The sequence below is a fragment of the Cupriavidus pampae genome (assembly GCF_914271485.1).
In the GTDB taxonomy this organism is placed as follows: domain Bacteria; phylum Pseudomonadota; class Gammaproteobacteria; order Burkholderiales; family Burkholderiaceae; genus Cupriavidus; species Cupriavidus pampae.
This window is the reverse complement of sequence record NZ_CAJZAG010000016.1, coordinates 99,266-121,389: the sequence shown is the minus strand read 5'-3', so window position 1 is coordinate 121,389 and position 22,124 is coordinate 99,266. Positions and strand designations below refer to the sequence as shown.

At 61.2% G+C, this 22,124-nt stretch carries 24 protein-coding genes; 3 read left to right on the top strand and 21 right to left on the bottom strand.

The features are described 5' to 3' along the window. Positions 1-96: 96 nt before the first annotated feature. The 5 genes from LDO41_RS31465 to LDO41_RS31445 form a co-directional block, all read right to left on the bottom strand. Complete coding sequence (locus LDO41_RS31465; RefSeq protein ID WP_223995375.1) at positions 97-2,421, bottom strand: sbcc family protein; 2,325 nt, start codon at positions 2,419-2,421, stop codon at positions 97-99. After that, the gene (locus LDO41_RS31460) at positions 2,409-2,933 is read right to left on the bottom strand and encodes a hypothetical protein (RefSeq protein ID WP_223995374.1); all 525 of its coding nucleotides are present in this window, start codon (positions 2,931-2,933) and stop codon (positions 2,409-2,411) included. Before LDO41_RS31460 ends, LDO41_RS31465 begins: the two co-directional genes overlap by 13 nt. A 175-nt stretch (positions 2,934-3,108) precedes the next feature. Next, a complete protein-coding gene (locus LDO41_RS31455; RefSeq protein WP_223995373.1) occupies positions 3,109-4,521 on the bottom strand; it encodes a metallophosphoesterase family protein in 1,413 nt (470 codons plus the stop codon). 97 nt (positions 4,522-4,618) lie between these two features. Continuing rightward, the gene (locus LDO41_RS31450; protein ID WP_455423753.1) at positions 4,619-5,887 is read right to left on the bottom strand and encodes a recombination directionality factor; all 1,269 of its coding nucleotides are present in this window, start codon (positions 5,885-5,887) and stop codon (positions 4,619-4,621) included. After that, a complete protein-coding gene (locus LDO41_RS31445; RefSeq protein ID WP_223995371.1) occupies positions 5,836-6,141 on the bottom strand; it encodes a DUF7696 family protein in 306 nt (101 codons plus the stop codon). The genes LDO41_RS31450 and LDO41_RS31445 overlap by 52 nt, the downstream gene beginning before the upstream one ends. Positions 6,142-6,962: 821 nt before the next feature. Between LDO41_RS31445 and LDO41_RS31440 the strand changes: the two genes are divergently transcribed. Both LDO41_RS31440 and LDO41_RS31435 read left to right on the top strand, forming a co-directional pair. After that, the gene (locus LDO41_RS31440) at positions 6,963-7,433 is read left to right on the top strand and encodes a hypothetical protein (RefSeq protein ID WP_223995370.1); all 471 of its coding nucleotides are present in this window, start codon (positions 6,963-6,965) and stop codon (positions 7,431-7,433) included. 651 nt (positions 7,434-8,084) lie between these two features. Continuing rightward, entirely contained in the window at positions 8,085-8,480 is a 396-nt protein-coding gene (locus LDO41_RS31435) for a bactofilin family protein (protein WP_223995369.1), read from the top strand. Between the two features lie 104 nt (positions 8,481-8,584). On the opposite strand, the gene LDO41_RS31430 is transcribed toward LDO41_RS31435, so the two are convergent. From LDO41_RS31430 to LDO41_RS31360, 15 genes are all read right to left on the bottom strand, one after another. After that, complete coding sequence (locus LDO41_RS31430; RefSeq protein ID WP_223995368.1) at positions 8,585-8,968, bottom strand: hypothetical protein; 384 nt, start codon at positions 8,966-8,968, stop codon at positions 8,585-8,587. A 176-nt stretch (positions 8,969-9,144) separates the two neighbouring features. Beyond that, entirely contained in the window at positions 9,145-10,389 is a 1,245-nt protein-coding gene (locus LDO41_RS31425; RefSeq protein WP_223995367.1) for a hypothetical protein, read from the bottom strand. A 68-nt stretch (positions 10,390-10,457) separates the two neighbouring features. After that, complete coding sequence (locus LDO41_RS31420; RefSeq protein ID WP_223995366.1) at positions 10,458-10,859, bottom strand: DUF4313 domain-containing protein; 402 nt, start codon at positions 10,857-10,859, stop codon at positions 10,458-10,460. A gap of 225 nt (positions 10,860-11,084) precedes the next feature. After that, positions 11,085-11,555 (bottom strand): hypothetical protein, encoded by a 471-nt coding sequence (locus LDO41_RS31415; protein ID WP_223995365.1) that lies wholly within the window; start codon positions 11,553-11,555, stop codon positions 11,085-11,087. 9 nt (positions 11,556-11,564) lie between these two features. Then, entirely contained in the window at positions 11,565-11,864 is a 300-nt protein-coding gene (locus LDO41_RS31410) for a hypothetical protein (RefSeq protein ID WP_223995364.1), read from the bottom strand. 307 nt (positions 11,865-12,171) lie between these two features. Next, positions 12,172-12,645, bottom strand: coding sequence for an outer membrane lipoprotein (locus LDO41_RS31405; protein ID WP_223995363.1), 474 nt, complete (start codon positions 12,643-12,645; stop codon positions 12,172-12,174). A 166-nt stretch (positions 12,646-12,811) separates the two neighbouring features. After that, complete coding sequence (locus tag LDO41_RS31400; RefSeq protein WP_223995362.1) at positions 12,812-13,150, bottom strand: DUF3085 domain-containing protein; 339 nt, start codon at positions 13,148-13,150, stop codon at positions 12,812-12,814. Between the two features lie 76 nt (positions 13,151-13,226). After that, entirely contained in the window at positions 13,227-13,730 is a 504-nt protein-coding gene (locus LDO41_RS31395) for a hypothetical protein (RefSeq protein WP_223995361.1), read from the bottom strand. Positions 13,731-14,138: 408 nt separating this feature from the next. Beyond that, entirely contained in the window at positions 14,139-14,942 is an 804-nt protein-coding gene (locus tag LDO41_RS31390) for a PRTRC system ThiF family protein (RefSeq protein WP_223995360.1), read from the bottom strand. Then, a complete protein-coding gene (locus LDO41_RS31385) occupies positions 14,939-15,580 on the bottom strand; it encodes a PRTRC system protein A (RefSeq protein WP_223995359.1) in 642 nt (213 codons plus the stop codon). Before LDO41_RS31385 ends, LDO41_RS31390 begins: the two co-directional genes overlap by 4 nt. 2 nt (positions 15,581-15,582) lie before the next feature. Beyond that, complete coding sequence (locus LDO41_RS31380; protein WP_223995357.1) at positions 15,583-16,302, bottom strand: PRTRC system protein B; 720 nt, start codon at positions 16,300-16,302, stop codon at positions 15,583-15,585. A gap of 12 nt (positions 16,303-16,314) precedes the next feature. Then, positions 16,315-17,448: a PRTRC system protein F gene (locus LDO41_RS31375; protein WP_223995355.1), complete on the bottom strand. Its 1,134-nt coding sequence runs from the start codon at positions 17,446-17,448 to the stop codon at positions 16,315-16,317. 93 nt (positions 17,449-17,541) lie between these two features. Further along, positions 17,542-17,763 carry a PRTRC system protein C gene (locus LDO41_RS31370; RefSeq protein ID WP_223995353.1) on the bottom strand — a complete coding sequence of 74 codons (222 nt, stop codon included), beginning with the start codon at positions 17,761-17,763 and terminating at the stop codon, positions 17,542-17,544. Between the two features lie 10 nt (positions 17,764-17,773). Beyond that, complete coding sequence (locus tag LDO41_RS31365) at positions 17,774-18,241, bottom strand: PRTRC system protein E (RefSeq protein ID WP_223995351.1); 468 nt, start codon at positions 18,239-18,241, stop codon at positions 17,774-17,776. A 76-nt stretch (positions 18,242-18,317) separates the two neighbouring features. Further along, entirely contained in the window at positions 18,318-20,000 is a 1,683-nt protein-coding gene (locus LDO41_RS31360) for a PRTRC system ParB family protein (protein WP_223995349.1), read from the bottom strand. A gap of 443 nt (positions 20,001-20,443) precedes the next feature. Here LDO41_RS31360 and LDO41_RS31355 point away from each other — a divergent pair, with 443 nt between their 5' ends. Then, the gene (locus LDO41_RS31355) at positions 20,444-21,568 is read left to right on the top strand and encodes a hypothetical protein (protein ID WP_223995347.1); all 1,125 of its coding nucleotides are present in this window, start codon (positions 20,444-20,446) and stop codon (positions 21,566-21,568) included. A gap of 209 nt (positions 21,569-21,777) precedes the next feature. Here the strand turns inward: LDO41_RS31355 and LDO41_RS31350 are convergent, their stop codons facing one another. Further along, a complete protein-coding gene (locus LDO41_RS31350) occupies positions 21,778-22,080 on the bottom strand; it encodes a hypothetical protein (RefSeq protein ID WP_223995345.1) in 303 nt (100 codons plus the stop codon). Positions 22,081-22,124 lie beyond the last annotated feature (44 nt).

Sequence of the window (22,124 nt, the reverse complement as noted above, 5' to 3'; positions counted from 1 at the left end):
ACCGCTGCTCGTGGAAGCGAGTCGCGGAGTGTTGGAAGCAATAAAAAAACCCGCTCCCTTACGGGTAGCGGGCTTGGTTAAAGTACGATCGTCGCGTCAGGATTGCGCCAGCGCGACGACATCGATGACGCCGTCCGCCTCATCGACCAGGTCAGGAGTCTGAGAAATGAAGAACTCCCGTTCGTAGCCGCCGAGCCGAAGCACTTCGCGCTTCATCTTCATGAAGGCGCGCTTGCGCTCCGGATCAAGCGGGCCGTCGGCCTCGTCCGTGAACAACGTCTGAAAAGGCTGCTGCGCGTCCTGCCCCCGGTAGAGCGCAATGCCGCGCGTCAGACACTCATTGATCCAGACCTTCTGCCCACCTGACATGACAGCGAAGTCCTTCATGCTGTCGTTGTCGGCGTCGATCACGTTGATGGCAAAGCCTTCACGCTTCTCGCCACTGGCCAGCTCGGTCTGCGTGTGGATCGCGATTGTGAATCGTCGTCCGTAGCAGGCCAACAGCAGGTCGTTGACGATTTGCGTGATAGCCGGGCCCGCGTCATCGATGGACAAGGCGATCACGCCATCGTTACCGAGGCCCTTTGCCAGCAGCTTCCATTGCGCGATCTGATCGGACAGCGCTTGCGCCTGCGCCTCGATCGCCGGCAGACCGGCGAGCTCGACATCCAGGCGCGCGCGTTCGGAAACCAGCATGCTCTCCTGCCGGATCAGTGCTTCAATCCGACCGGCGATAGCAGCAATGGCCTCCCGGCCTGCCACAATCTGACGGTCCATCTGGGCCAGCGTGCCGGTCACGTCTTCCGTGGCCAGTGTCGCCAACTCGCAACGCACCGCCTCGAGCTGGGATTTCACATCCGCGATGTCTCGCTTGTGGCGATCCATGCGGGATGCTTCCTCGTTGCTCAGTGTGGTGAGATCACGCTCGACCTGCGCCAGTCCTTCACGCGCGGTGGTCAACAAAGGCTTCTTGGCAGCGAGTGCGGTCAGGCGTTGCAGCTGCTGCTGATCGCGAACCAGATGTGCCTCCAATGCGGACAGCGCGGAGCGCGCGGTAGCACGCTCCGACAGTGACGCCTCCATCGATTGCACCTGATCCAGCTTCTTGCGATAGCTTTCACGCAGCGTCTTGACCGATACGACCTGTGGGCCGAGCTTCGCCTTGGCATTGCGCGCCTGCGCCAGCAACGGGCACGTGGCATGCATCGGATCGTCACGGCATGGCACCGTCTCGATCACCTCGGCTTGCAGCTTCAACGCTTCGGCCAGCTGCGCACCGGCAATGCCCTGCTGTTGCAAGCCCTTGAGCTCGGTGCTGATCGCGGCATGCTCGACATGAACCGTGTCAAGCTTCTCCACGATCGCACGCTGGCTGACAATTTCGTCCTGCCGCCGGCCAATGGCCAGTTGCACGACATCGCGCTCGCCCGCAGCTGCTTCAATGACCGACGCCTCAGTCAGCACTGCACGATGACCTGACAGCTGACGCTCAAGATCACGCCTGCGCGCCACGGCACGGCCGGCTGCAGCCTGATCATCATTGGCCAGCGATTCGGCACGCCGGTCCAACTCACCCTTGCGCTGGGTCAGTTCCCGCAACCGCGCTTCGGTACCAGCATTGGCCGCCTGCTTCGCTGCCAACGTGGCGCGCTCCTGCAGCAGCTTCGCGCCCTTCGCCATTTCATCGTCACGTGCGCCCCGCTCGGCATCCAGGCTCTCACCCATCTGCCAGATCTCGCGGGCGACCACCGCCGCCCGATCGCGCTTTCCCGTGAGGGTCAGTACGTCGCGCTGCAGCGTGTCCAAGGAACGGGTGAGCAACTTGGCGACCTCGCCCGCCTTAGCGGACAAATCGCGCAGGTGGTCGATCCCGAGCAACTCGGCGAGCAGCTTCTTGATCTCGCTCGGCTGGTAGCTGGCGAGCGGCCGCCGGTTCTGCGCGGAGAAGACGCTGGTAAAGAAGGCTTCGGGCGATCCGAGAACGGCCTCGAGGCAGCGGTTATAGGTGTCCGCCTTGCCATCCGACAGCGTGCCGTCCGCGAGCTGCACGGGCGACCAACTGTCATCGGCGGCCTTTTCAAAAAGATAGTATTCGGCCTTGCGGCTCTTGCCAGGGTTGCGGAAGGCGAACGCGGAACGGTAGATCCTGCCGCCGTGCTCCCATTCCAGATCCTTCTCCGCGCGCGGGGCGCAGAGATGGTCCCAGTACGAAAACGCGTCGGCCGACATCTTGCTCGCGTGGCTCGGCATGATCGGATACGGATGCAGGTTGTCCATGATCGTAGTCTTGCCCGCCCCGTTGGGGCCGACAAGGGCAATCAGGCCACCCGGCAGCGTCGTCAGATCGACCGTCACGCTGTCCCGGTGCATCCCGTCACGGATGCCGTGGAACCCAGCCAATATGAGTTTCAGTGGGCGCATTCGGGCACTCCCGTATCGCCGAACGAATCGAACGAATGCAGATAATCCGGAGGCACCTCCATCGCGTTCTCGTCGAACGTTGGCATTTCCGCGGCGATGGGAACATCGCGCTCAGGCTTGCCAGCAATGGCGCGCTCGACCGAGCGACGCGCAGCCGCGAACTCCGCACCGGCCAGCTTCATCACGGCACTCCAGTCCTCCAGCCCCGTGAGGGCGCGGAGCTCCAGCTGGCTCCACTGCGAAGCCAGGCCGTTGGTGAACGACCAGATGAGGTCCTGCAGTTCTTTGGTCGGTGCGACGGCGAAGTAGGTGCTGCCACCCGCCTCGCCGAGCGCCATCACCAGCATGTGATCGCGCTTGGCGATCACGGCACCGCGGCCCGTACCGAACGGCTCATACATCATGCACTGCGTGAAGCCATGGAGGTCGGCCAGACGCTTTGCCATGTCCGAGCGGTTGATAAACGTCTCCTCGACGAAGAGCCAGTCGGGCCCAGCGTGATACAAGATCATTTTTGCACTCCTGAGAGATGACGGAGTGCGCCCGGGACGGGTGGCACCCGTCTGGGTAAGAGAAAGAAATGGATACTGCGGTTCGATGCGCCGGTGGCGCGGGTAAAACCAGTTTTCGACAGCCTCGCGGGCTGTCGGAACTTGGCTCTGCCAGGTTCAAAGGGTTGGCGTATCGCTACGCAAAAAGGTCGTCGGTCAGCCAGTTCATCGCCGGCGCCTTGGCGCTCGTCTCCGACATTGGCGCATCGGGTTCTGGCGTCAGCTCGGCCAGCAACGCAACGACTGGCGGTGCGATGGCGGCTGTTGCGGCGACTGGCGTCGCGGCATTACCCGCTGCGGCCGACAGTCCCTCAAGCACTCGATCGGCGATCGACTGCGCATCGAGCGTCTCAAGCATCGACAGGCTGTCCATCAACGGCTCAGCCTCGACCGCGGTCAGCTCGCACCAGCGCGCAAGCTTCTCAGGCAACGTAGCCGCGCGACTGATACCTTCCGCACGACTACGCACTGCCGGCAGCACGCGCGCTTCGAGCTTGAGCTCTGCGCTCGCGCCGAACAGCGCCTGAATCGCATCGCGATCCACGAGCTGGCGATGCTCCTCGTTGATCGTCCAGCGCACGCGCACGAACTTGTCGGCAGCCGTGGCCGCCAACTCGGCGAGCCTCGTCATATCCGGCGGACCGTCAAAGTCCACACACACGGTCTCGCGTGCGGGCGTCTCCACCGGCGTCGCGACAGCGTGTCCCGGAGCGACCTGCCATTGCAGATAGCCCTTCGCACCGATCTCACCGTAGTGAAAGCGGCCGATGGAACCCGGATATGCCACCACCCTGCCCTCACGCGCCCATTGCTGGGCGCGATGAATGTGGCCAAGCATGAACGCATCACAGTCTGCGTCGAACAGCGCGCCGATAGTGAACTCGTGATCAAAGCCCGCCATCGGTACGCCGTGCTCGGTCTGGCAGCCATTGACGGTCCCGTGCGAGACGCCAATGGTGCGCACACCACGTGCCCGCCACTGTCGATTGACCGCGCCAGCGGCAGCAAGGTAGTCAGCCAGGTGATCCCCGACCGCCGTTGCCGCATTTGCGACGCCGGCAGCCGCGGCCAGCACGGCCTTGTTGACCGTCGGCACGCAGGTAAAGACGACTTCCGGTATGCCTTGCTGCATCACGAGCGCATCGATCTCCGCAGGTGCGAAGACTGCGCCTTTGGACGGCACGAAGGCCCCGCCGCAGAGCGCAACCTGATGGATCCGATCCGCGACATAAACCGGGTGGTGCGAGCCGATAAGTCGGAATAGGTCGAGCGTACCTGGTGGCTCATGACTGAATGTGCCCTGCAGCATCAGCACCGGCATGTGCGCCGTCAGTTGGTGAACGCGACGGGCAAGTGCTGACAGTGCCGGGGTATGCGCATCAAGCCGATGGTCCGTCGAATCGCCAGACACCACACCAATGTGGCAACCGGCAGCGATCGCGTTCTCGACGGCAAAGCCGAAGCAGCGGTCCGCCTCGGCTAGGTGGCTAGGCGAATAATGCAGGTCCGAGAAATGGCCCACGAGCAGGCTTTCGCCGTCTTTGAGCATGATGTACCTCCAGAGAATGTGCCGGCATTGCGGCTAGGAAATGAAAAGGGGAAGCCCTCAGGCCTCCCCAGAAATGCCGCCACAAAGGCTGGCGCAATTACATGGAAACGTCCGCCGCGATCGCGGCGACTTGTTCGCGGAAGGCCAATGGATTGGCCAGCGCGGTGCGCATCTCCTCGAGCAGCTTGTGGACGTCGTGCTCCCGCTTCGACCAGCCGCGGCCGAATTTCGCGATGGCGTAGGCACGGAGCTGGCTGCGACCGTCTTCGCTGGCAAGCGCCAACCGCGCTACAAGATCCTCGAACTGGCTCTCGATATCGCTATCGGATGCCTCCTCAAGCGGACGCTCGCCCCCCTCGCTTTCGGGCGGCGGCGTTGCGGCATCCGCGTGTACTGTGGTATTGCTCTCCAGCGCAGCAACAGCCTGCGTGGCGAGCTCAAGCGCGGGCGCGGACCGATCGGAGCCGTCGAGCAACGCCGCGATATCGATGTCGGCATCCAACGTGATGAGCCATTGCATCTGGCGCACCGCGTTGCCGCTTTCATCGATTCGGCTGATCTCGATCTCCTGCTTCGACACCCAGAACTTGACCCCCACCAGCCGGCCACGTGCCAGCGCAACGGTCTGCATGGCGGCGTACGCCTTCTGCAGAACGTAAATCGAGGTGGTAGGCATCTCGATCAGGCCCAAGCCGGAAATCAAGGGAATCGCGAAGAACAGCGAGGCAGAGAGATTGCACGCCCCCGCTTGGTACTGGGGGCACGACTGCGGGTCGCACAAACCGTCGGGGATATCGTCGTCCTGTCGGAGGATGACAGTGCGGCCGCCCCACGTGCGCTTCGGTCGATTGGCGCGTGCATCACGCACGGCCGGCGCGTAGCGTTTGCAGTATCGCCTGCCATCCGGGCCGTATTCGGAGAAGTACTGCCGGCCGCTGGCCGTCCAGGCGACGAGCTGGTTGGGCAGATTGCTCAGCCAGTCGTCGAATGCGAAGATGACCGGAAAGCGCCACAGTCGATGACCGTTGCCATCGCCACGATCTTCACCATAGCGCTGCACGATCTCTTCGGCAACGGCCGGGTTCGCGAAATCCGAGCCACGACACGTGAACCACGGCACGTTCTTCGGGTAGAGCGCGTTCTTGATGCCGGTCGCACGATGGATCTCGTTGCCGATATGCTCGAACGACTTGCCCTGCGCGAGCAGCGCGTCGTGGATCGCAACCGCCTTCGCATTCTCGCGCGCGGTCCGGGTCAGGACTTTGATCCCGGGGCGGATCTTGCCGATGATGGGCGGCCGCATGGGCCGCTCTTCTATGAGACTTCGGCGTTCGCCGGGCTCGCTGTAGGTGATGGGTGCATGCATACGTGTTTTCTCCTTTCCAGGAAATGGACGACGCTTGCACGGATGGACGCAGCATGCTCCCGAAGGCGCAGGGCTGTGTCGGCCCCGCGCTGAGTCGTTACGCGATTGAGGAAGTCCGCTTGCGCGGCTTCCGGGAGACTGGCGACATGAGACGCCTCACAAAGGGAGCGCCAGGCCTGCGGCATGTCCTTGTACTGCGGACGGCGCAGATCCAGCATTGCCGCGATCGCGGCGGAAATCTCGTTCTGGCGCATGAGCATCTCCTGAGGTTAGGAAGATCGAGGTCTCTCACCAGAAGCAAAAGAAGCTCGCTCCGGATTCCTCCGGCAGCGAGCTTGTCGAGTCATGCACCAGCAATGCCACGCCCCTTCCGGGGGCGTGGCATCGAGGGAGCGGCGCGCTGATGCGCGCTGCTCTATGTTGAGGACGTAAAGTCGTCCTCGTGCAGCATGGTCACGCTGCACAACAACCCTTTTCGCGAACCCACAGGTTCGGCCGCAGGTTCACGGATCGGCTCGACGTCTGCCGTTCTGCCTAGGAGGGGCCTTTGAGAGAGATCCACATGGTCCCAGGCTCGAACGGTGTCCCGCGTGCACTCACGAGGAGGCACAGCGAAAGACGCGTATTACGAGCTGATGAGGGGAAGTGTTCGGCGAAAACACTTAGCACAAGAGATATCCACACTGGTAGCCAACCAGTCGGAGCGTGCGCATATGCACGGCTTGATGAAGAAGATGGACTCACATGGAGTCGAGGTCGATGCGTCTTAGACGCGGGGTATGGAAAACATTGTGGCAGATATTTAGTCGAATAAAAGGCAGAAAGCTCCGCAATTTCATATAGCTTTCCGGGCTCGATGACGTGCATTTGTGTCGGACAATTTCCTACGAGAGAGTTCTACACGTATGGAAAAATGGCCGAATCATCTGATCCCCACTTTAGGGGTACGGAGTCTGACGTTCAGCCGCAGTCGTCTGAATCTGACCGCAGCCTCCAAGACAACAGCATCCCCTCCCAGCCCCCGACATCGCTCGCGGGGCCGAAGCCGATCCAGCGGCTACTCAGCCAGGATCGCGTGTCGCGGATTGTCCCCGACACCGACAGCGCAGCGCTACTCAGCTATTGCTCGGACTTCGTTCGCGACTTTCTGCGCAGCGACTACCTGTTCTGTACCTCCAAGATGAGCGTGGCGACGAAAGGGAAGATTCTTGCGCTGGACAATCGCTTCCGCGACGCGAACGCGTGGATGGACGAAAAGCTGACATGGGCAAGAAGGCTACGACCGCGCCATATCAGTCTGCGCTATGACATGCGCGAGGTCGTGGTCACCCACTCGCTCGGCGGCCGTCTCATCCGGCTGATGAATCAGCACGACCAGCTATTCGCGAATGTTCTCGGGGCGTACTTGGGGGGAAAAATCGACGCCGCAGAAAAGGACGACGCGCTCATCGGTGCCGGTCGCCACATTCGCGCGATTCACCGCCTTTGCATCCCCGACAACGACAGATTCTCCCGCGATGGCACGCTCATCGAGACGGACCGCTGATCATCTCAATCCGAGGACACCAATGGACATCCAAGAAATTGCTCGCCTGCACACCCGGTATGCCGAGCCCCCGCTTACGATCGACATGCCCGGCAGTGGCAATGGCGGACTCCAGCTCGAGCACAAGGTCGAAGCGCCAGGCGCGGAAGCGACAACCGCTTGGCGCCGACTCGCCGAGTGGCAGCGTCAGGTGATTGCCGTGCTTGTCGTTGCGGCGGTCGCGTTCCCGATAGGCATGTGGACGGCATCTGGCGGCAAACATGACGCGCCCGCGGCCGCGCCCAAAGCACCATCCGCAGACGTGTCAAGATCGGCGCCGGCGAATGCCGATAGCGCGCAAGGTCACGAGTGGCCCGCGAAGTCGACAGCGCCGACGCCGACGGCTGGCTTGAACGAATGGGACGCACAGAGCGCCGTGCCGGCTTCCGGTGTAGCGGGTGCCGCAGTAGCGCACCCTGCCCCCGCTGGCCCGGCGGTTAGCCAGGGTGCGGCCTCCTCAGTCGCTCCCGTACCCCCGTTGGCAAAGGCGCCGGTCAAAGCGCCGGCACAGACGGCGCAATCGCCCCGTTCTGCTGTCCCGCAAGCCCCTGCCGCGCAGCCATCGCATGCGAGCGAGCCCCGTCGCAACAACGAGATCAAGCTCTTCTGACCATGTCCAACGCTCAATTCAGCCTCATTGCTCCCGGTCTCAGCATCCATGGCCACGTTACAGCAGACCACGGTATCAGTTGCTTCGGACTGGTAGGCGGCGACCTCCGATCGTCGCAAGGCCTTGTGCAGGTCGGGGCGGAAGGCCTGATCCGCGGCACGGTCGAAGGCGATCACATTCTCGTGGACGGCACTGTCGAGGGCGACGTCATCTCGCGCGTGTCCCTTCACATCAATGGAAGGGTCAAGGGGCGCATTGCCTATGCGGGCACCATCCGGCTTGGCCCCAATGCGGCGCTTGAGGGGACCATCTCGCGCATTGCAGGCATTGGCTACGAAGGACCTGTGAGCCCCGGCGTCACCGTCGAAGGGGCCCAAGGGGAGCCCGCAAAAGTATAAGCATGCTCGACCTATTTCCGCAGTAAGCTCACATAAAACAATACTGTTTCTGCCGAATGAGGACAAAAAAAGCCGTTCGGCTTCGGCTTCGTCGGGCTTTTTATTTAAGGCTGAGGTGTCATGCCAACGATTTCTTCGATCGTGAAGAGCTTGGGAATCGTGACCCAAGGCCCCCGGCGTCCTTGATCGTCGATGAACGCGACGACGGGAAAACGGCCGTCGATCCGACATTCGAAAACGCGTGCACCGCGCACGCTATCGGAGATCGTGTAACGCGCGCCATGGCAAATGACAAAGCGGAGGTCATCCCGCAGGATGCGCATCCCGGCACGGGCCGCAGCTACGGGCAACGCGATGCCTTCCAGCCAATCGTCAAAGCCAAGGCCGGTGCGACCTCTTCGTGTCTCGGCAGACCATTCATCGACCCTGTTCCCCAACCCCTGTCGCGGGAGATCGGAGATTTTTACATCCAGCGGATCGGTACTCAAGCGAGCCTCCTCGGCTGCGCCGCTCCCCCGCCAGAACAATTGCAGGATCTCCCGGCATCTCGCCGGTAACAGTGCGAATAGGCAGATTGCCAATGCAATTTCGCAAATCATCGCGATCTGTCCGACCGTATTGTTCGTAGGGATTTGCATAACGCAACCAAAAAAAAGCCCCGGACTTAGCCGGGGCACACGCCTGAAACGACCACCTCAGCACCGTTCAATCTATGATCCGGCGAAGCGCATGTCGCGGCCTTTGCGGAGATCCCGAGCTCGTCGCGTAGTGCGCGCTTGGTGTCAGTGTTCCAATCCCGGGGGCTATCGAAGATCTGCAAGACGGCCGCAATGTCACGCTGCATGACCGCCAGTGCGACGCGATTTGACCATTCGAAGCCGTGGCCGTCGCGGTGTACCGCAGCCGCGCGGGTACGGCGATCGAACTCACGCAGGCTAATGCTCCGGGCGTTGCGCTCGGACTGGGCAACTTCGACGCTCTCACGATATTGGCGCTGCAAGATATCGGCTTGGATGCGTGCGGCCAAAGGCGTGACCGGCCTCGCGTGCTCGCCCGAGAGCGGCTGCAGAGCCGGCATCGAGCGTACGGACAGAATGCCTGCGGCATAAAGCGCGTCATCGACGTCCACAAGCCCTCCCTCGCGGGGGACATGGCGCAGGGCCGAGAGCAGTTTGCCAACGTTTTGACTTGTGATCTCGAGCTTGTCGCCACGCATCACGCTGCACAGCGCCCGCAATACGCTGAGCGATAGCGCGCCACGCAGCGCAGGCACTTCGACCAACGGGCGCAGCCAAAGATCATGGCGGCCGTAGTCCGGGTGCTCGCGATACGTGTTGATCACGCAGTCGCGCACCTTGTCCCCGCGCGCCAGCGCGTAGGCAACGTGGACCTCGTGCCGGCTGTTCGGGCTTTGGTCGGCGTCATACTGCAGTCCGTTCGTGCCAAAGCCAAAGCGGCGAATGAACTCAGCGTGGACGTAAGCGGCGATGTCGAACGCCCCTTTCTCTTCGAAGAGATCAGCCGTCTGGAAGAGCGGGCCCGCGTCATCGTGCGACATGTCGATAGCCTCCTCCGGAAAGTATCCGAGACGGCCAGCTGCAACGACGGCGCCCCAGGATGCGCGGCTCATCTCGTGCGGCCGTAGTACCACACCATGCGGTCGGACGATGAACCGATCCACCTCATCGATGATGGCGCTGATGATCCCGCGTCGGGTGCCTTTGGCTCGAACGGCAAAACTGCCGGACCTGAGGCGCTCGATGGGAATCTCTCCGCGTTCAATGTGCCGCACCGCGATGTCCTCGAGGCGCGGTACCGCGCGGCCGTCGCGATCGGCGTTCAGATACTCGAGCACGCCGGCGAGCGTCGTGCGGTGCTCGGCGCGCTGGCCGATATGGATCATGTACATGGGTCGCTCCAGAGACGGAGCACGCCCACTCGGGGACGTGCCCCGAATGGGTTGGAAGGAATGTTGGCTCAGGCTGCGGCCGCAGCGGCTGCGCGACGCATCGGCTTGCCGCGGGTGGCGACGATCCGCACCCCTGAGATATGGGAAAGCATCTCTGCATCAGCAATGCGCCAGATCTCGCCACGACCGTGGCCAACCTGACTCCAGCGCCCGGTCTGGACGAACTTCCCAGTCGCAAGCAATGCCGCCTTGAGATCGGCGGGGAGGTTCCAGTCCGCCGCGACGAGAATCTCGTCATCGGCAAGCTCGGTCTCCGGCAGGTTCACAGACAGCGCGCCGTACGGCATGCCGTCATCGGCGCAGACGAGCGAGATGGCGGCGCGCAGGTTGGTCGAATACACGGATGCGCGCAGCAGTACGCCAGCGGGATAGCTGGCCAGGCCGGCGCCATAGACGGTGGTTGCGTCCATCGGGATACTCCTTTGGAGGGGAGTCGCCCTAACGGGACGCCTCCCGTGTGGGTGTGGAAAAGAAAAAACGCGCCCCGAGGGACGCGTTCAAGCGGTGAGCCGACGAATCGGCTCCTGAGAAGGTTGTGGCCTCAGTCCTTGTGGACGCGACGGCCGTTGCGGTCTGCCCACAGCAAGAACGCCGAAATGCCGACCGATAAGATCAGAACTACGATGCCCATCATGTCAATCTCCTTTGGCTAGGACTGCTCCTGCCATGAATAATACAACACCACCCGAGAACAGGCAGAACGCCTGCAACGCGGCATAAAGCGACCAGGCCGGAACCGAGTTGACATAGCCGACGAACCCGATCAGCGCGGCCGCTGAGAGCGTATGGGCGAAACGCCCATACTGCTGGCGTTGATCCTTATGGGGCGCCGTGATCGCACGCCAGGCAAGGCTCAGAAGCCCATGGCGCTGACGGGAACTTGCGTCCAGCCGGTACTGACTGCCCGACACATGCAACAACGGATACAAGTACCCGTTGTCATGGGCCACGACCTCGAACCCCTCTCCCGCCGATTTGGCGCGGTCGATGGACGCCGAGATGCGCGTCGGCAACGTTACGAGGCCTTTGGGGCGATCGATCTTCGCCTTGCCAGATACCTCTTCCCCCGACGTGGCGAGAAAAGTCACCTTGATGAGCGTAGACATAGATTCCCCTTAACGACGACGCCCGGCGACCACGCGAAGCGTGGCGACGAGATCGGCATAGCCTTGGTCGCTGGCCAACGACTCCATGGTGACCGCGTTGTCACGGCCACCGGTCAGATCATCCCGGCTGCGGCACGTCCGGTAGGACATGCGCACGCCACCCTCCGCGCCGGCAGGGTGTTGAATCTCGACCAGCAACGAATCGGTGTGCAATGCGAACACGTTCACATCGCGACGACGCTGGCGATGTTCATGGATCGTGTAATCGCGTGGGCGCAGCGCCATGTCACCGGCGAAACGACGCAGCACGCGGCAGGCATCCTGACGGACGACTTCGCATGCAGCGGAATGAGTCGGCGGATGCCGACGGGTAAAAGATTTGGGGAGTTTCATGGGTATCCAAAGTAAGAACGGGACACCCCCTCCCTGCGGGACGAGTGTCCCAACTGGGTTGGTCCGGGCAGTGCCGGACAGGGTCGATGCGTCGATGGACGCGGGTGAAAGCGACTTGCCGAAGCCTCGGGGCTTGGGCAAGCCCTCTCGGGCTTGCTAGGGGGTTGGCCCGCGCGGCAAGCCGCGCGGGAGAGAACGAGATGGAACTCCGACCGGAGTCCGCTTAACGCGTAAGACGGTAGCCGTTACCGGACGACACCAGGTACAGCTGCTGCCCGGTTGCGAACTGCTGATCCGCATCCTGCGTGACGACGATCTGGCTGCCATTCTCCTTGCGGACAATGACTTCCACGCCGGCTCGCCGGTTGAGCTGCGATGCAACGCCCTGTGCCAGCACCGCGGAGACGGTGCCGGACATCGCGCCTGCGACATAGCGGCCATTGCCGCCGCCAATCACACGCGCGCCGAGCAATCCACCGACCAACGCGCCGACAACACCGGGGATACCGCTGTTGGCCGACGAGTAGCCGTCGCTTTCGACGATCGTGACCTGACGGAGACGAACGACGGTGACGACTTCCGCGGAACCCGTGCGGAGCGCTTCCGAACTGCGATAGCTGTTCGGAGACGTCTGCTGAGCTGCGCAGCCGGTGAAGATGATCGAAGCAAGGAAAAGCGAAGCGATACGCTTGAACATGATGGCCTCTGGAAAAAAAGAAGGGCCAACATGCCTACGGGCGTGGTGGCCCGTAGGTGAGAGAAAAACAGATGTCCGGCTATACAACCGGAAAGGTCGATGCGTCTGAGACGCGGTAGGTGTTTAAATCTTAACAGCGTGCTCGCCTGACGGCAACCCATTCGAATCAGGAGAAAGCCTCCATGCGAATCGATGTGGTTGTCAGCTTGATGCGAACGGTCTTCATCGCCGGATCTTCCAACGCCTTGCGCAAGTCCGACAGTTGCATATGCTCCCCGAAATCATCGCCGCCGAACATGCGCAGAGTGTTCTCGTAGAAATCTGCATCCTTCGCTGGATTGCAACCCTTGAAGTAAAAAATGCATTGTTTATCGGGTGTTGCCCCCGTGCTGTAGCCAACGTAGGCTCCCTCATCCTTCGCGATAAAGAACGTGCTGGATCCGGCGGCGTCGCAGAATGCGACGAGGGATGCGACTTGAGTGCGGGAAAGGGTAATCTGAGGCATTGCAAGGCTCCTGAGGTTGGCGGAGCACTCCCTTGCGGGCGATGCCCCGCATGGGTTTAATGATTAGAGAAAAAAATCAGACGCCGCCGATCTCGCGGGCCAGCTGGTCGAGAATGGCATCAACAATGCGTTCGCGCCGGGTCTGTTGCGCGAGCGCATTGAACGCGGGGTCGGGACTGAGATGCGCGAGCGCATCCACAATGCCAATCCAGCTCTCCGCGACCACAGCGATACGCACAACGTTGGCGCCAACCGGCGCCTTGCTGGCAATGCAGAGCAGCGCGTCGAAGCGCGAGAGGTCGAGCGCGTGCTTAAGCTCCATGCGCTGTTCGACATAGCCAGCGATGAGGAAGGAGCAGAACGCAGCACGACCCACGTCAGCGTCGGCTGCCAGCGCCTGAATCCATTCCAGCGCGGCAGGCCGCACGTTCACGTAGAGCGAGTCGCCACGCGGCACGCGGTCAACTTCGGCGAGTTGCCAGCCCCAGTCCGGTCCGATGGCGTAGAACTGCACGAGCTTGCCGTCGAGGACCTGCGGCACGGCGTCGAACCACGTTACGCCGTCTTGCACGGTCTCCACAAACGCGTTCCGGCTCTCGTCGAAAGCCAGCCCGCGTACGTACTCGCATAAGTGGAGACCTTCAGTCCGCGTGAACAATGGGGAGCGCAGCGGTTGCCACGGCTTCCCATTGGAGAATGCGATTGCGACCAGCGATTTGGGTAGCCTTGGAGACGCCACGAAGAACTGGCGAAAGGCTGAAGACGATTGAGATTGAACGGCAGGGATACTCATGGACGTGCTCCAAAAAAATGTGGAGCACTCCGCCAGGGCATGTGCCCCAACGGGATGAGAAAGATGTGTGGCTGTGGCCACTAAGTCGATGCGCCTGAGGCGCGAGGTGTGGCGGCATATTAGCAGCCAGGTAAGCGCGATTGCAACGGGCCGACAAAAGAAAAAAGCCACTCCCGACGAATCGGGAATGGGTGGTCAAACAGACTGAGTAGGCTTGCGTTTCGCTCGTGCTTTGGGTGCGCCAAGCTTATAGCCGAAGCGCTCCCATACGACGGGATCAACAGGCAGCGGACTCGCTCTCCCCGTCGCCAGGTTCACGAACGCGCCGCAATGCTGTAGCGTGCCGGTACGGAACAACGTCCAGAGCAGGTTATACGCCTGCACAGCGATCGCCATGTTGATGACCAAGGACTGCTTCTGCAGTGCCTCGGCCATCGAGCACGAAGGCGCGGTATCAGCCTTGTCTCCTTTCGGATCCAGCAGCTGCGGGTACAGATCGCCAACGTGCGGCAGGCGCTCCTTTGCATCGCCACCGACCTGCCCGAGGATCACCTGCCCGTCATCTGCGTTGTTGCCGCAGTCGAGGTAGTAACCACCGGTGCCGCGCTGCATGGCACCCACAATCGCCTTGCGCGCGGCACGGCTATCAACGCAGCCAATCACCATGTCACACGCGAAGCGATCTCCGGACCCGACGCGCCGGGTATGCGCTTCCCAGCGCGTACCCATCAGGTTGTTGAGCCGGTTCACGATCAACGGCGCCTTGTACTGGCCCACGTCCACCGGATAGAAGCCCTGACGGCCGACGTTGGTCTCGCTGACGGTATCGTCATCGTAGACCGTGCAGTCGATGCCGCCGGGGTGACCCAGCTCGAGCATTGCATGATGCAGGCGTGCAAGATTCGGCAGCAATGCGCTGCCGGTACCGCCGGCACCCACAACGGATACGCTCCAGGCCCGATGCAGCATGTGCTCTGGAATGCGATGGACGAAGGTCATGCCAGCACCTCCGCGCGCGCCGCGTCGTACCAACCATGCGGGACCCGCTCGACGTTCTCGAAGATGCCCTTGGCGCATAGACGTAAGGCCAGCGATGGTACCGCCGCATTGCAGTTGCCGATCACGAACGCGAACTTCACGTCGTGCCGGTCATCCGCATCGTCCGTTGCCGAGAAGAATGCCGGGTAGCGACCATGAGAATGGCAGTCGACCACCAAGACATCATCGACACCGAGCTCGGGACGGTCGTACTTGAGATGGCCGGTACCCTGCGTCAGGATTCGCACCGGAATCAGGCGGAACTGTTCGGTACTAGCATTCCAGACCACGAACGCCCCGGTTTCATTCGGATACGCCGCGCGCGCCATGTCGGCAAACTCACCGATGAGCGCCGGCGGCACGCGGCCGCAGCGCAGTTCCGTCAGTTCCGTCGCATCGCCATACGGGATGGCAATGCGATGCTGGAACTCGCCGAGTCGGCGAACAACGCGCAGCCACGGCCGCACGATCTCGAGGAACACACCGTTAGCCGCAATGAGCAGACGCTCACCGGACTGCTCCAGCGGCGGCAACGCGCCGTGGCGCGGCACCATCACGGAGGGAAACGACTGCTGCAAAGCCATATCGGCAGGATGCATGATTAATTCTCCATTTTGCCGGCGATCAAATCGCCCAGCTTCAGTTTCATTGGGACGAGAACCTGCTTCGGAAAGTCAGGAAACTGACCATCGAGCATGTCCTTCCAGAAGGCAAAGACGCCGCGTTCGTACTCCACGCGTTTGTCGCCGTGATTGGGGTGGGTAAAGGCCGAGTTGAAGAAGCCCTCCTCCCAGCCAGAGATCGAAGCCACGTCGATCTGCTTCGGCACCTGAGCCGAGCCGATGCAGATCTTTCCGCGATTCCACGTGTTGAAGTACGGAGGCTCGAACAGCGTGCTGTCCGGCTCCGGGCGTTCGTCGACCTCCAGCGCAAAGACGCTGAAGCCGGACTGGGAAGCCTGAAACACCAGCGCGGGGTGCGAAACAATGGCAGTGCGCTCGCCAAGCTCCTTGCACTTGAAGAACACGCGGCGCTTCGCAGCAGGGCACCACCAAGTCACCGCGTTGGCGCTGATCGACAGCACGTTGGGTGTCAGGAACTCACCCTTGGGCAACGCGTGCGCCGCAACCTCACGGACAGCGTGAATTACGGCCGAACGATTGAGCGGCACGCCGGCGCCGAGCACCGGGCGCCCTGCGGCGTCCAACTCGATGCGGTGAGCCGTGCCGTAGGAAAACTGCCCCGGCCCCTGCCCATAAAGCAAAATGGCCCCCTGAAGGGCCACGTCATGCGACCGCGATGCGGTCAGAATTTTGGGCATGTCGCCCTCCTTTCAAACGAAATGTGCGATGACCCGATCCAGTAATGCGATCAGCCCAAGCGTGTCTTCGAGAAGCGCGTATTGCTTGCGGATGGCCGCGGGCCTTACAGCGAGCGGAATAAAGCACTGAAAGTACGTCGCATAGCCCCCGTTGTCAGCACACTCGTAGTGATCGTCGAGCAGCTCGCCAACGTAGTCGCTTTGCGCGTAAGCGAACGTCGCCGCGGCGTAGGCAGGCTCGGCCCATTGCGAACCGATCATCAACGACGCCTTCCCCATGCGCTCCAATGCGAGATCCAGGTCGGCCAACGCGCTGCACAATTGACCGCGCCAGTCCTCGGGGCTGCGCCGCGCCAACTCCCGAAGCCTGCGGCGACTCAGTGCTGACAGCTTCCGGGCCGGCTGCATCCGCTGCCATAGCGGCAGAGACTCATCGGGGGCGAGCTCGGCGCGGACAACCGACGGCAAACACCGCTCGATATCCGAATCGCCCTCGCCAAACCGCTCCTTTAGGCACTCTCGTGCGTCTTCGTCGTCGGTCAGCGGCTCGTAATCCCAGTGCCACCGCGCGAACATGTCGAGGAGGTCGTCTGGCGTGCGGATATGCAGGGACTTTCCGGTAGCTGCCCGGACCAGATGAAACAGCGTGTACACCAGTGACGGGTGCAGATCGCGCAACGCCTGCGCACGGTCCCTCCCGAGTGTGTACACGTTCTCCTCTTCAAGTCGGATACCGAGGTACAGCGACGACTCGTCTTTCGGATCCCAACCGAACTCCGAGAGCTCGGTGAGCGCCGCCTGATGGTCAATCAGTGCGAAGTCGAACTTGAGCGCTCTCGTCTGCGGCATACGCGGCGCGAGCCATGCATGAAATGCCTGCGCGAACGCGTCGCCAGGGCCGGTAGGATTGGACACGTGCTCCGCATCGAGAACACCTGCACGGAACTGCGCAATGGCAAGGCCTTTCACGTCCGACTCATCACCAAAGCTCAGGTGCGCCGTGGCGGCCACGCCCGCAGGGAGCTTGGGCAGCGTCAGAAAATCATGGGCAGGTCGATGTCCGGCAGCGGCATGCTGTCGCGCAGACGCCCATCCGGGTCGTCCCGCATCGACCGATGGAACAAACGACCGAGGATCGAACAGCATTGTTGGGTCTCCTCAGAATGAAAAAAAACCGCCCTCTCGGGCGGCTCCATGTGGTTGTCGGCGAAGCGGCCAGTAGCCAACACCTTCAGCAGATCAGCTTTGCGCATAGCCCTTGGCGCCGGCAGCGCGCACGAAGGTAAATCGAGCAACACCGTCCTTCACCTCCGGGCCATCCACCGCAGCGGTTGTCAGCTCGGGGTATTGAGCGGAGTACACATCGCGAACCTGGTCCGGCGTGAACGCTGCACCGGGATCCATGAACGTCATGCCGTTGTACGAGAACTGTCGGATCAGCTTGACGATTTCGAGTGCCATGATGAGCTCCTTAAAGCAGGGATGAGAGATCGGTGCCCGAGGACACCGTGGTGCCCGGTTCGGTCTTGGCCTCGGTCTGCGTGTCGCCCTTCGAAGGGCTACCGCGTTCCGCATCCTCTTCCGCATTGTTGTCATCGTCATCGTTGCCTTCGCTCGAATCCGATCCCGACGCCGCCTTGGCCAGTGCCTTCGTCGCTTTGGACGACTGCGTGGTCTTCGCTGCATCGAGAATCGACTTCGTTGCTTCGGCCTGCTCCGCCAGAGAACGATGCGCTGCCGTGACGCTCGTGAGCGCGTTGGCAAACTCGGCGTCCAGCTCTGCCGGCGTTGCGGACAACACGACAGGCGTCGTCAGCGCGGCATCTGCGGCATTCTTGATCACAGGCATCACGACAGCCGACATGGTGTCGCCTTGCATCGTGAGCGTAATTACGACTTTGTCGCTCGCGCGAACGAGCGGTACCAATTCAGAGAACATGGGAAATCCTTTGGGGAAATGGAAAGACAGATGGGCGCCATGAGCGCCCATCCGCAGGGTGAAGAGTGAATGCCGGTCAGAAGCCCAGAACCTTGGGCACCTTCCCGATGTAGTCGAAACCGTCCACCGCCAGCAGGCCAGCGATGACTTCAGGCTTCGATTTGTTGAACAGCTTGGCAAAGCCATCGCCAAGCGCTTTGCGAATACCCAGTTCGTCGGCGAGAACCTTCATCTCCGACTTGGTGAGCATTTCGAGGAAGTGCTGCGATTTCTGCAGGTTCCAGTGAAGTTTGAGATCGAGCTTGTGATAACGGCACAGATCACGAAGACTCGTCACGTCCATGCCGTCGATCGCCGCCACGGTCGTTGCAACGGTCAGTTGCTCGCGCTTGCCAGCATCCAACGCGTGCACAGCCGTCAGACAGCCAGGGAAGGTAGAAGACGCCTTCTGATCGGTCAGCTTCTCGAAGAACTTGCCCATCGTGTCGCCGGTGATGGTGCGCGCCAGCCCGTGCAGGGCAATCGAGATCAGGTAGGCGTTGGCGAGCTCGGCATTCTGCGCGACTTCCTTGCGCAGCGCTTTGCGCCATACATCGGTACGATAGGCTTTGAGCTTCTCGGACTCGCTGATCGACGTGGCAGGCTTCTCCGCGGGTGCGGAGGTCTTGCCAGCACCCTTGGCGGCGGCAGGCTTGTCGGAAGTGGATCCGCTGCTCGCGGGCGCTTGCGTAGCCGCTTTCGCGTCACGCTCGGCCTTGATGCGGGCTGCGACCTTCTGCGAATTGCAGGCGGTATCGAAGCACTGGCCGCCGTAGACCTTGCCAAGCGAACCCGGCAAGCCACTGACCGCGGCGCCAAAATTCTGGCAACCGTGGCAAGCCTTGGCCTGTTCTTCGCCAACGCCCGTGGCACCCTCAACCAGCAGTTGAACGCGGGTTTCGTTGTCGCCAGCCCGCACGATGCGAATCACCGGATACTCGTCCTTAAGCCCGTAAGCAATGCCTTCGAGCTTGCGGTCGGTCTTCTCGATGTAGCACGCGCGGTTGGTACAGTTGCCCGTGGCGATCGCCTCGCCAAACATCTCCGTCTGCAACGAAGAGTTGTGTTGGCAGCTCGTGCACTGCGTCTTGTCGAAGATGGCCTTCTCGAGGCTGCACGCGGCGGCTTCGATGGTCTTCTTCAACTCGGCAACGGCCTTCTTCTCGCTCACGATGACAGGCAGCAGTTTTTCCTGCGTGCCTTTCTCCAGCGTCGCCAGCAGCTCGGCATGACCGAGCTGGATCGTACGGGTATTGAGCGCTTCCAGAACGGAATCACTGCAGTTCATGAGTGCCAGGCGCTTGTCCAGCGTTGACCGCGACCAGCCGAGCTGGCGTGCCGCTTCATCGCGGTCACCTTGCAGCTGGCCAACAATCTTGGATGCCTGCACGGCCTCCTCGGAAGGAGCCATGTCCGCACGCTGGATGTTCTCGATCAACGCATGGCGATCTGCCTCGGCATCGGTCATCACCTTGATAATGACCGGGACGGGATAGTCATCGCCGTGGGCCGCCATTGCCGCGCGGTATCGACGTTCACCTGCCACAACCTCGTACTCATGCCCGCTCTCATCCTGTTCGACGGGGCGGATCAGGATGGATTGAAGTACACCGTCGATCCGGACGGACTCGGTGAGTTCAGACATCTCGACAGGATCGAAGTACTTGCGCGGATTGCGGCCAGGACGGATCTTGCCAACAACAATGGTGGAATTTTTCATTTGTGGGTTCTCGCGAAATGGGGAACCCGTTGCCGCACCGGGAACGTGGTTCCCGATGGGGTGGAAGAGCGAATCGCCGCGCTGAGCGGACGAATCACGTTACTGCAGAAGCTGGCACCTTACGGTGCGAGTCGATGCGTCTCGGACGCGGTGAGCTTCGGGATAGTAACTCAGTAGGTCGCTCTGATCAACGTCAAAGTCACTTACAGCTGCTCGCGCTGCGCGGGCGCCCAAGTAGCCAATGCATTTTTTCTCCTTTCCTTGAGCCGACCGACTTCGACATGCATCCGGCTTCGAAAGAAAAACCTGCAGCGCTGTCAGATTGCGCGAGCCTAGCAATTTCTCGTATATCTACTATCGTGGCTTGAGGGTAAGACATGCCGTCAGTGGGGATACGTTCGCTGGCTCACGCCAAATGCTCCCTTCCGGTTGGAGGTTAAAATATGCTGAAAAAATTTACCGTCCTCGGATTGGCGTTCCCCCTTCTGGCGTGCGGGGGGAAGTTTCCAACACCAGTATCTCACTGCACTGCAGCGATTGACTGCGCAGAAAAAATTCCAATCGCAAATCCTAACTGCGGCCGAGATCCTGGTCCCGACGGATCTTACAACGGCGGCAAAGATTATGGCTATCTCACCCCCGAAGAACTGGATGGAGATTGGTATTTATACAATATGCACGAGTCGCGAGACATGGTCGTCGCGCTCGAAACGAGTATAGAAAGAGGGGTTCCAAATACACAGAAAAGAGTGGATGCTCTTTTTATCCCCGCTAAACCGAAAGGCACTGTCAAAGGGGGCCCCGACGACATTGACACAGGCAATGATCCCCCGGTCCGTCTCGGATGCCAATGGCAGCCGTTTCCGACCGACGATCGATATTTGGAAAAACGCAGCTGGCGGGTTCTGAGTGCATGCTACACGGGCGACCCCAACTGCCAACCCGCGTCCTTTAAACCCGAGCCAGAACGCAAACCGGTCAAGGACGAACTGAGCCGATGTGCAACTGAATGCCAGTCGACAAACAATCCGAAACGGTGCTTGAATTACAAGCTAGATAGCTCGAATCCGACGACCGTTAATGGGGTGCGTGAGCTAAACAAGCTTTACAAGACAGTGACCGGCAATAATCGTCCGCCTTTAGTGGCGGATCTTTCTCCACTTTTAAATATCGTCTCCGGTGGAGTTAACCCAGCGTGCGGGCCGCGAAAACTGGTTGTTGATTCCACCGGGGACGCAAATGCTTCTGGTGCAATTTGCCACTTAGCCGTGCCGTTACCGCCAGGAGCCACGTGGGCTGCTATCGGCTTATTAATTCCCAATGACATAAGCGGGCGATTTGGCCAAATTCCGACGAACCCGCCATATAGAATAGCTACAACACAGTTTTCGTATTCAAGTACCATAAGTGCAGAATTCTATAATAGTGGCGCCAACCCAGGCGATATTATTTTGGCCGAATCCGACCCGGTTGCGGCAATGGCGTTCGAGAAGAATAGAATTCTTATTTCAGGAAAAAATCGATTTTGTGCGAGTATCCAATACCCGACTTTAGACGAGAGACGATAGGAGAGATAGCGTCGTTCACCAGTTCGACGGAGCAAAAAAAACGCCCCTCACAAGGAGGGGCGGGTACGAACGGGCCATCTAAGAGGGCCTGTGTGGCACGCACCATTTACCGCAATCGGCTCTGGCGACGACGATTCTTCGCCGAGCCTCGGCAACAACGCGGTCAACACGAGGTGGTATTCGCGGGAGCACCGAGTCGGTCGGGAATATCAGGGAGGTGCAGCAGAGCTGCGCACGCGCATCGAGGGCAACCACACGCCAGGCCCAGGCGCCCGAAGAACAGCGCCTTCCACCGTCGCTTGCTTCCCTACCAGCGCACGGGCATCAGCCAGCGACATGCCGACCAGCTCCCACATGTCGTGCGCCGCGGTTTCAAGCATGATCGCTGGGAACGGATCATTTCCCTTGATGTGGATCTCGCCGACCAGGGTCTGATGTTGGGACTCAGTCGCGGCCGACGCGCAGGCGGCGAGGCTCAGGGCAACCACCGTCGAAAGTACGATCTTCTGCATACACCTCCAACAGAAATCAAGGCGGCAAGCGCCGCCCCTTCCAG

Coding starts and splice junctions, on each gene's coding strand:
- LDO41_RS31465 (WP_223995375.1), bottom strand. CDS start 2,421: ATGCGCCCACTGAAACTCATATTGGCTGGGTTCCACGGCATCCGTGAC.
- LDO41_RS31460 (WP_223995374.1), bottom strand. CDS start 2,933: ATGATCTTGTATCACGCTGGGCCCGACTGGCTCTTCGTCGAGGAGACG.
- LDO41_RS31455 (WP_223995373.1), bottom strand. CDS start 4,521: ATGCTCAAAGACGGCGAAAGCCTGCTCGTGGGCCATTTCTCGGACCTG.
- LDO41_RS31450 (WP_455423753.1), bottom strand. CDS start 5,887: ATGCATGCACCCATCACCTACAGCGAGCCCGGCGAACGCCGAAGTCTC.
- LDO41_RS31445 (WP_223995371.1), bottom strand. CDS start 6,141: ATGCGCCAGAACGAGATTTCCGCCGCGATCGCGGCAATGCTGGATCTG.
- LDO41_RS31435 (WP_223995369.1), top strand. CDS start 8,085: ATGTCCAACGCTCAATTCAGCCTCATTGCTCCCGGTCTCAGCATCCAT.
- LDO41_RS31425 (WP_223995367.1), bottom strand. CDS start 10,389: ATGTACATGATCCATATCGGCCAGCGCGCCGAGCACCGCACGACGCTC.
- LDO41_RS31420 (WP_223995366.1), bottom strand. CDS start 10,859: ATGGACGCAACCACCGTCTATGGCGCCGGCCTGGCCAGCTATCCCGCT.
- LDO41_RS31415 (WP_223995365.1), bottom strand. CDS start 11,555: ATGTCTACGCTCATCAAGGTGACTTTTCTCGCCACGTCGGGGGAAGAG.
- LDO41_RS31405 (WP_223995363.1), bottom strand. CDS start 12,645: ATGTTCAAGCGTATCGCTTCGCTTTTCCTTGCTTCGATCATCTTCACC.
- LDO41_RS31400 (WP_223995362.1), bottom strand. CDS start 13,150: ATGCCTCAGATTACCCTTTCCCGCACTCAAGTCGCATCCCTCGTCGCA.
- LDO41_RS31390 (WP_223995360.1), bottom strand. CDS start 14,942: ATGACCTTCGTCCATCGCATTCCAGAGCACATGCTGCATCGGGCCTGG.
- LDO41_RS31385 (WP_223995359.1), bottom strand. CDS start 15,580: ATGCATCCTGCCGATATGGCTTTGCAGCAGTCGTTTCCCTCCGTGATG.
- LDO41_RS31380 (WP_223995357.1), bottom strand. CDS start 16,302: ATGCCCAAAATTCTGACCGCATCGCGGTCGCATGACGTGGCCCTTCAG.
- LDO41_RS31375 (WP_223995355.1), bottom strand. CDS start 17,448: ATGCTGTTCGATCCTCGGTCGTTTGTTCCATCGGTCGATGCGGGACGA.
- LDO41_RS31370 (WP_223995353.1), bottom strand. CDS start 17,763: ATGGCACTCGAAATCGTCAAGCTGATCCGACAGTTCTCGTACAACGGC.
- LDO41_RS31365 (WP_223995351.1), bottom strand. CDS start 18,241: ATGTTCTCTGAATTGGTACCGCTCGTTCGCGCGAGCGACAAAGTCGTA.
- LDO41_RS31360 (WP_223995349.1), bottom strand. CDS start 20,000: ATGAAAAATTCCACCATTGTTGTTGGCAAGATCCGTCCTGGCCGCAAT.
- LDO41_RS31355 (WP_223995347.1), top strand. CDS start 20,444: ATGCTGAAAAAATTTACCGTCCTCGGATTGGCGTTCCCCCTTCTGGCG.
- LDO41_RS31350 (WP_223995345.1), bottom strand. CDS start 22,080: ATGCAGAAGATCGTACTTTCGACGGTGGTTGCCCTGAGCCTCGCCGCC.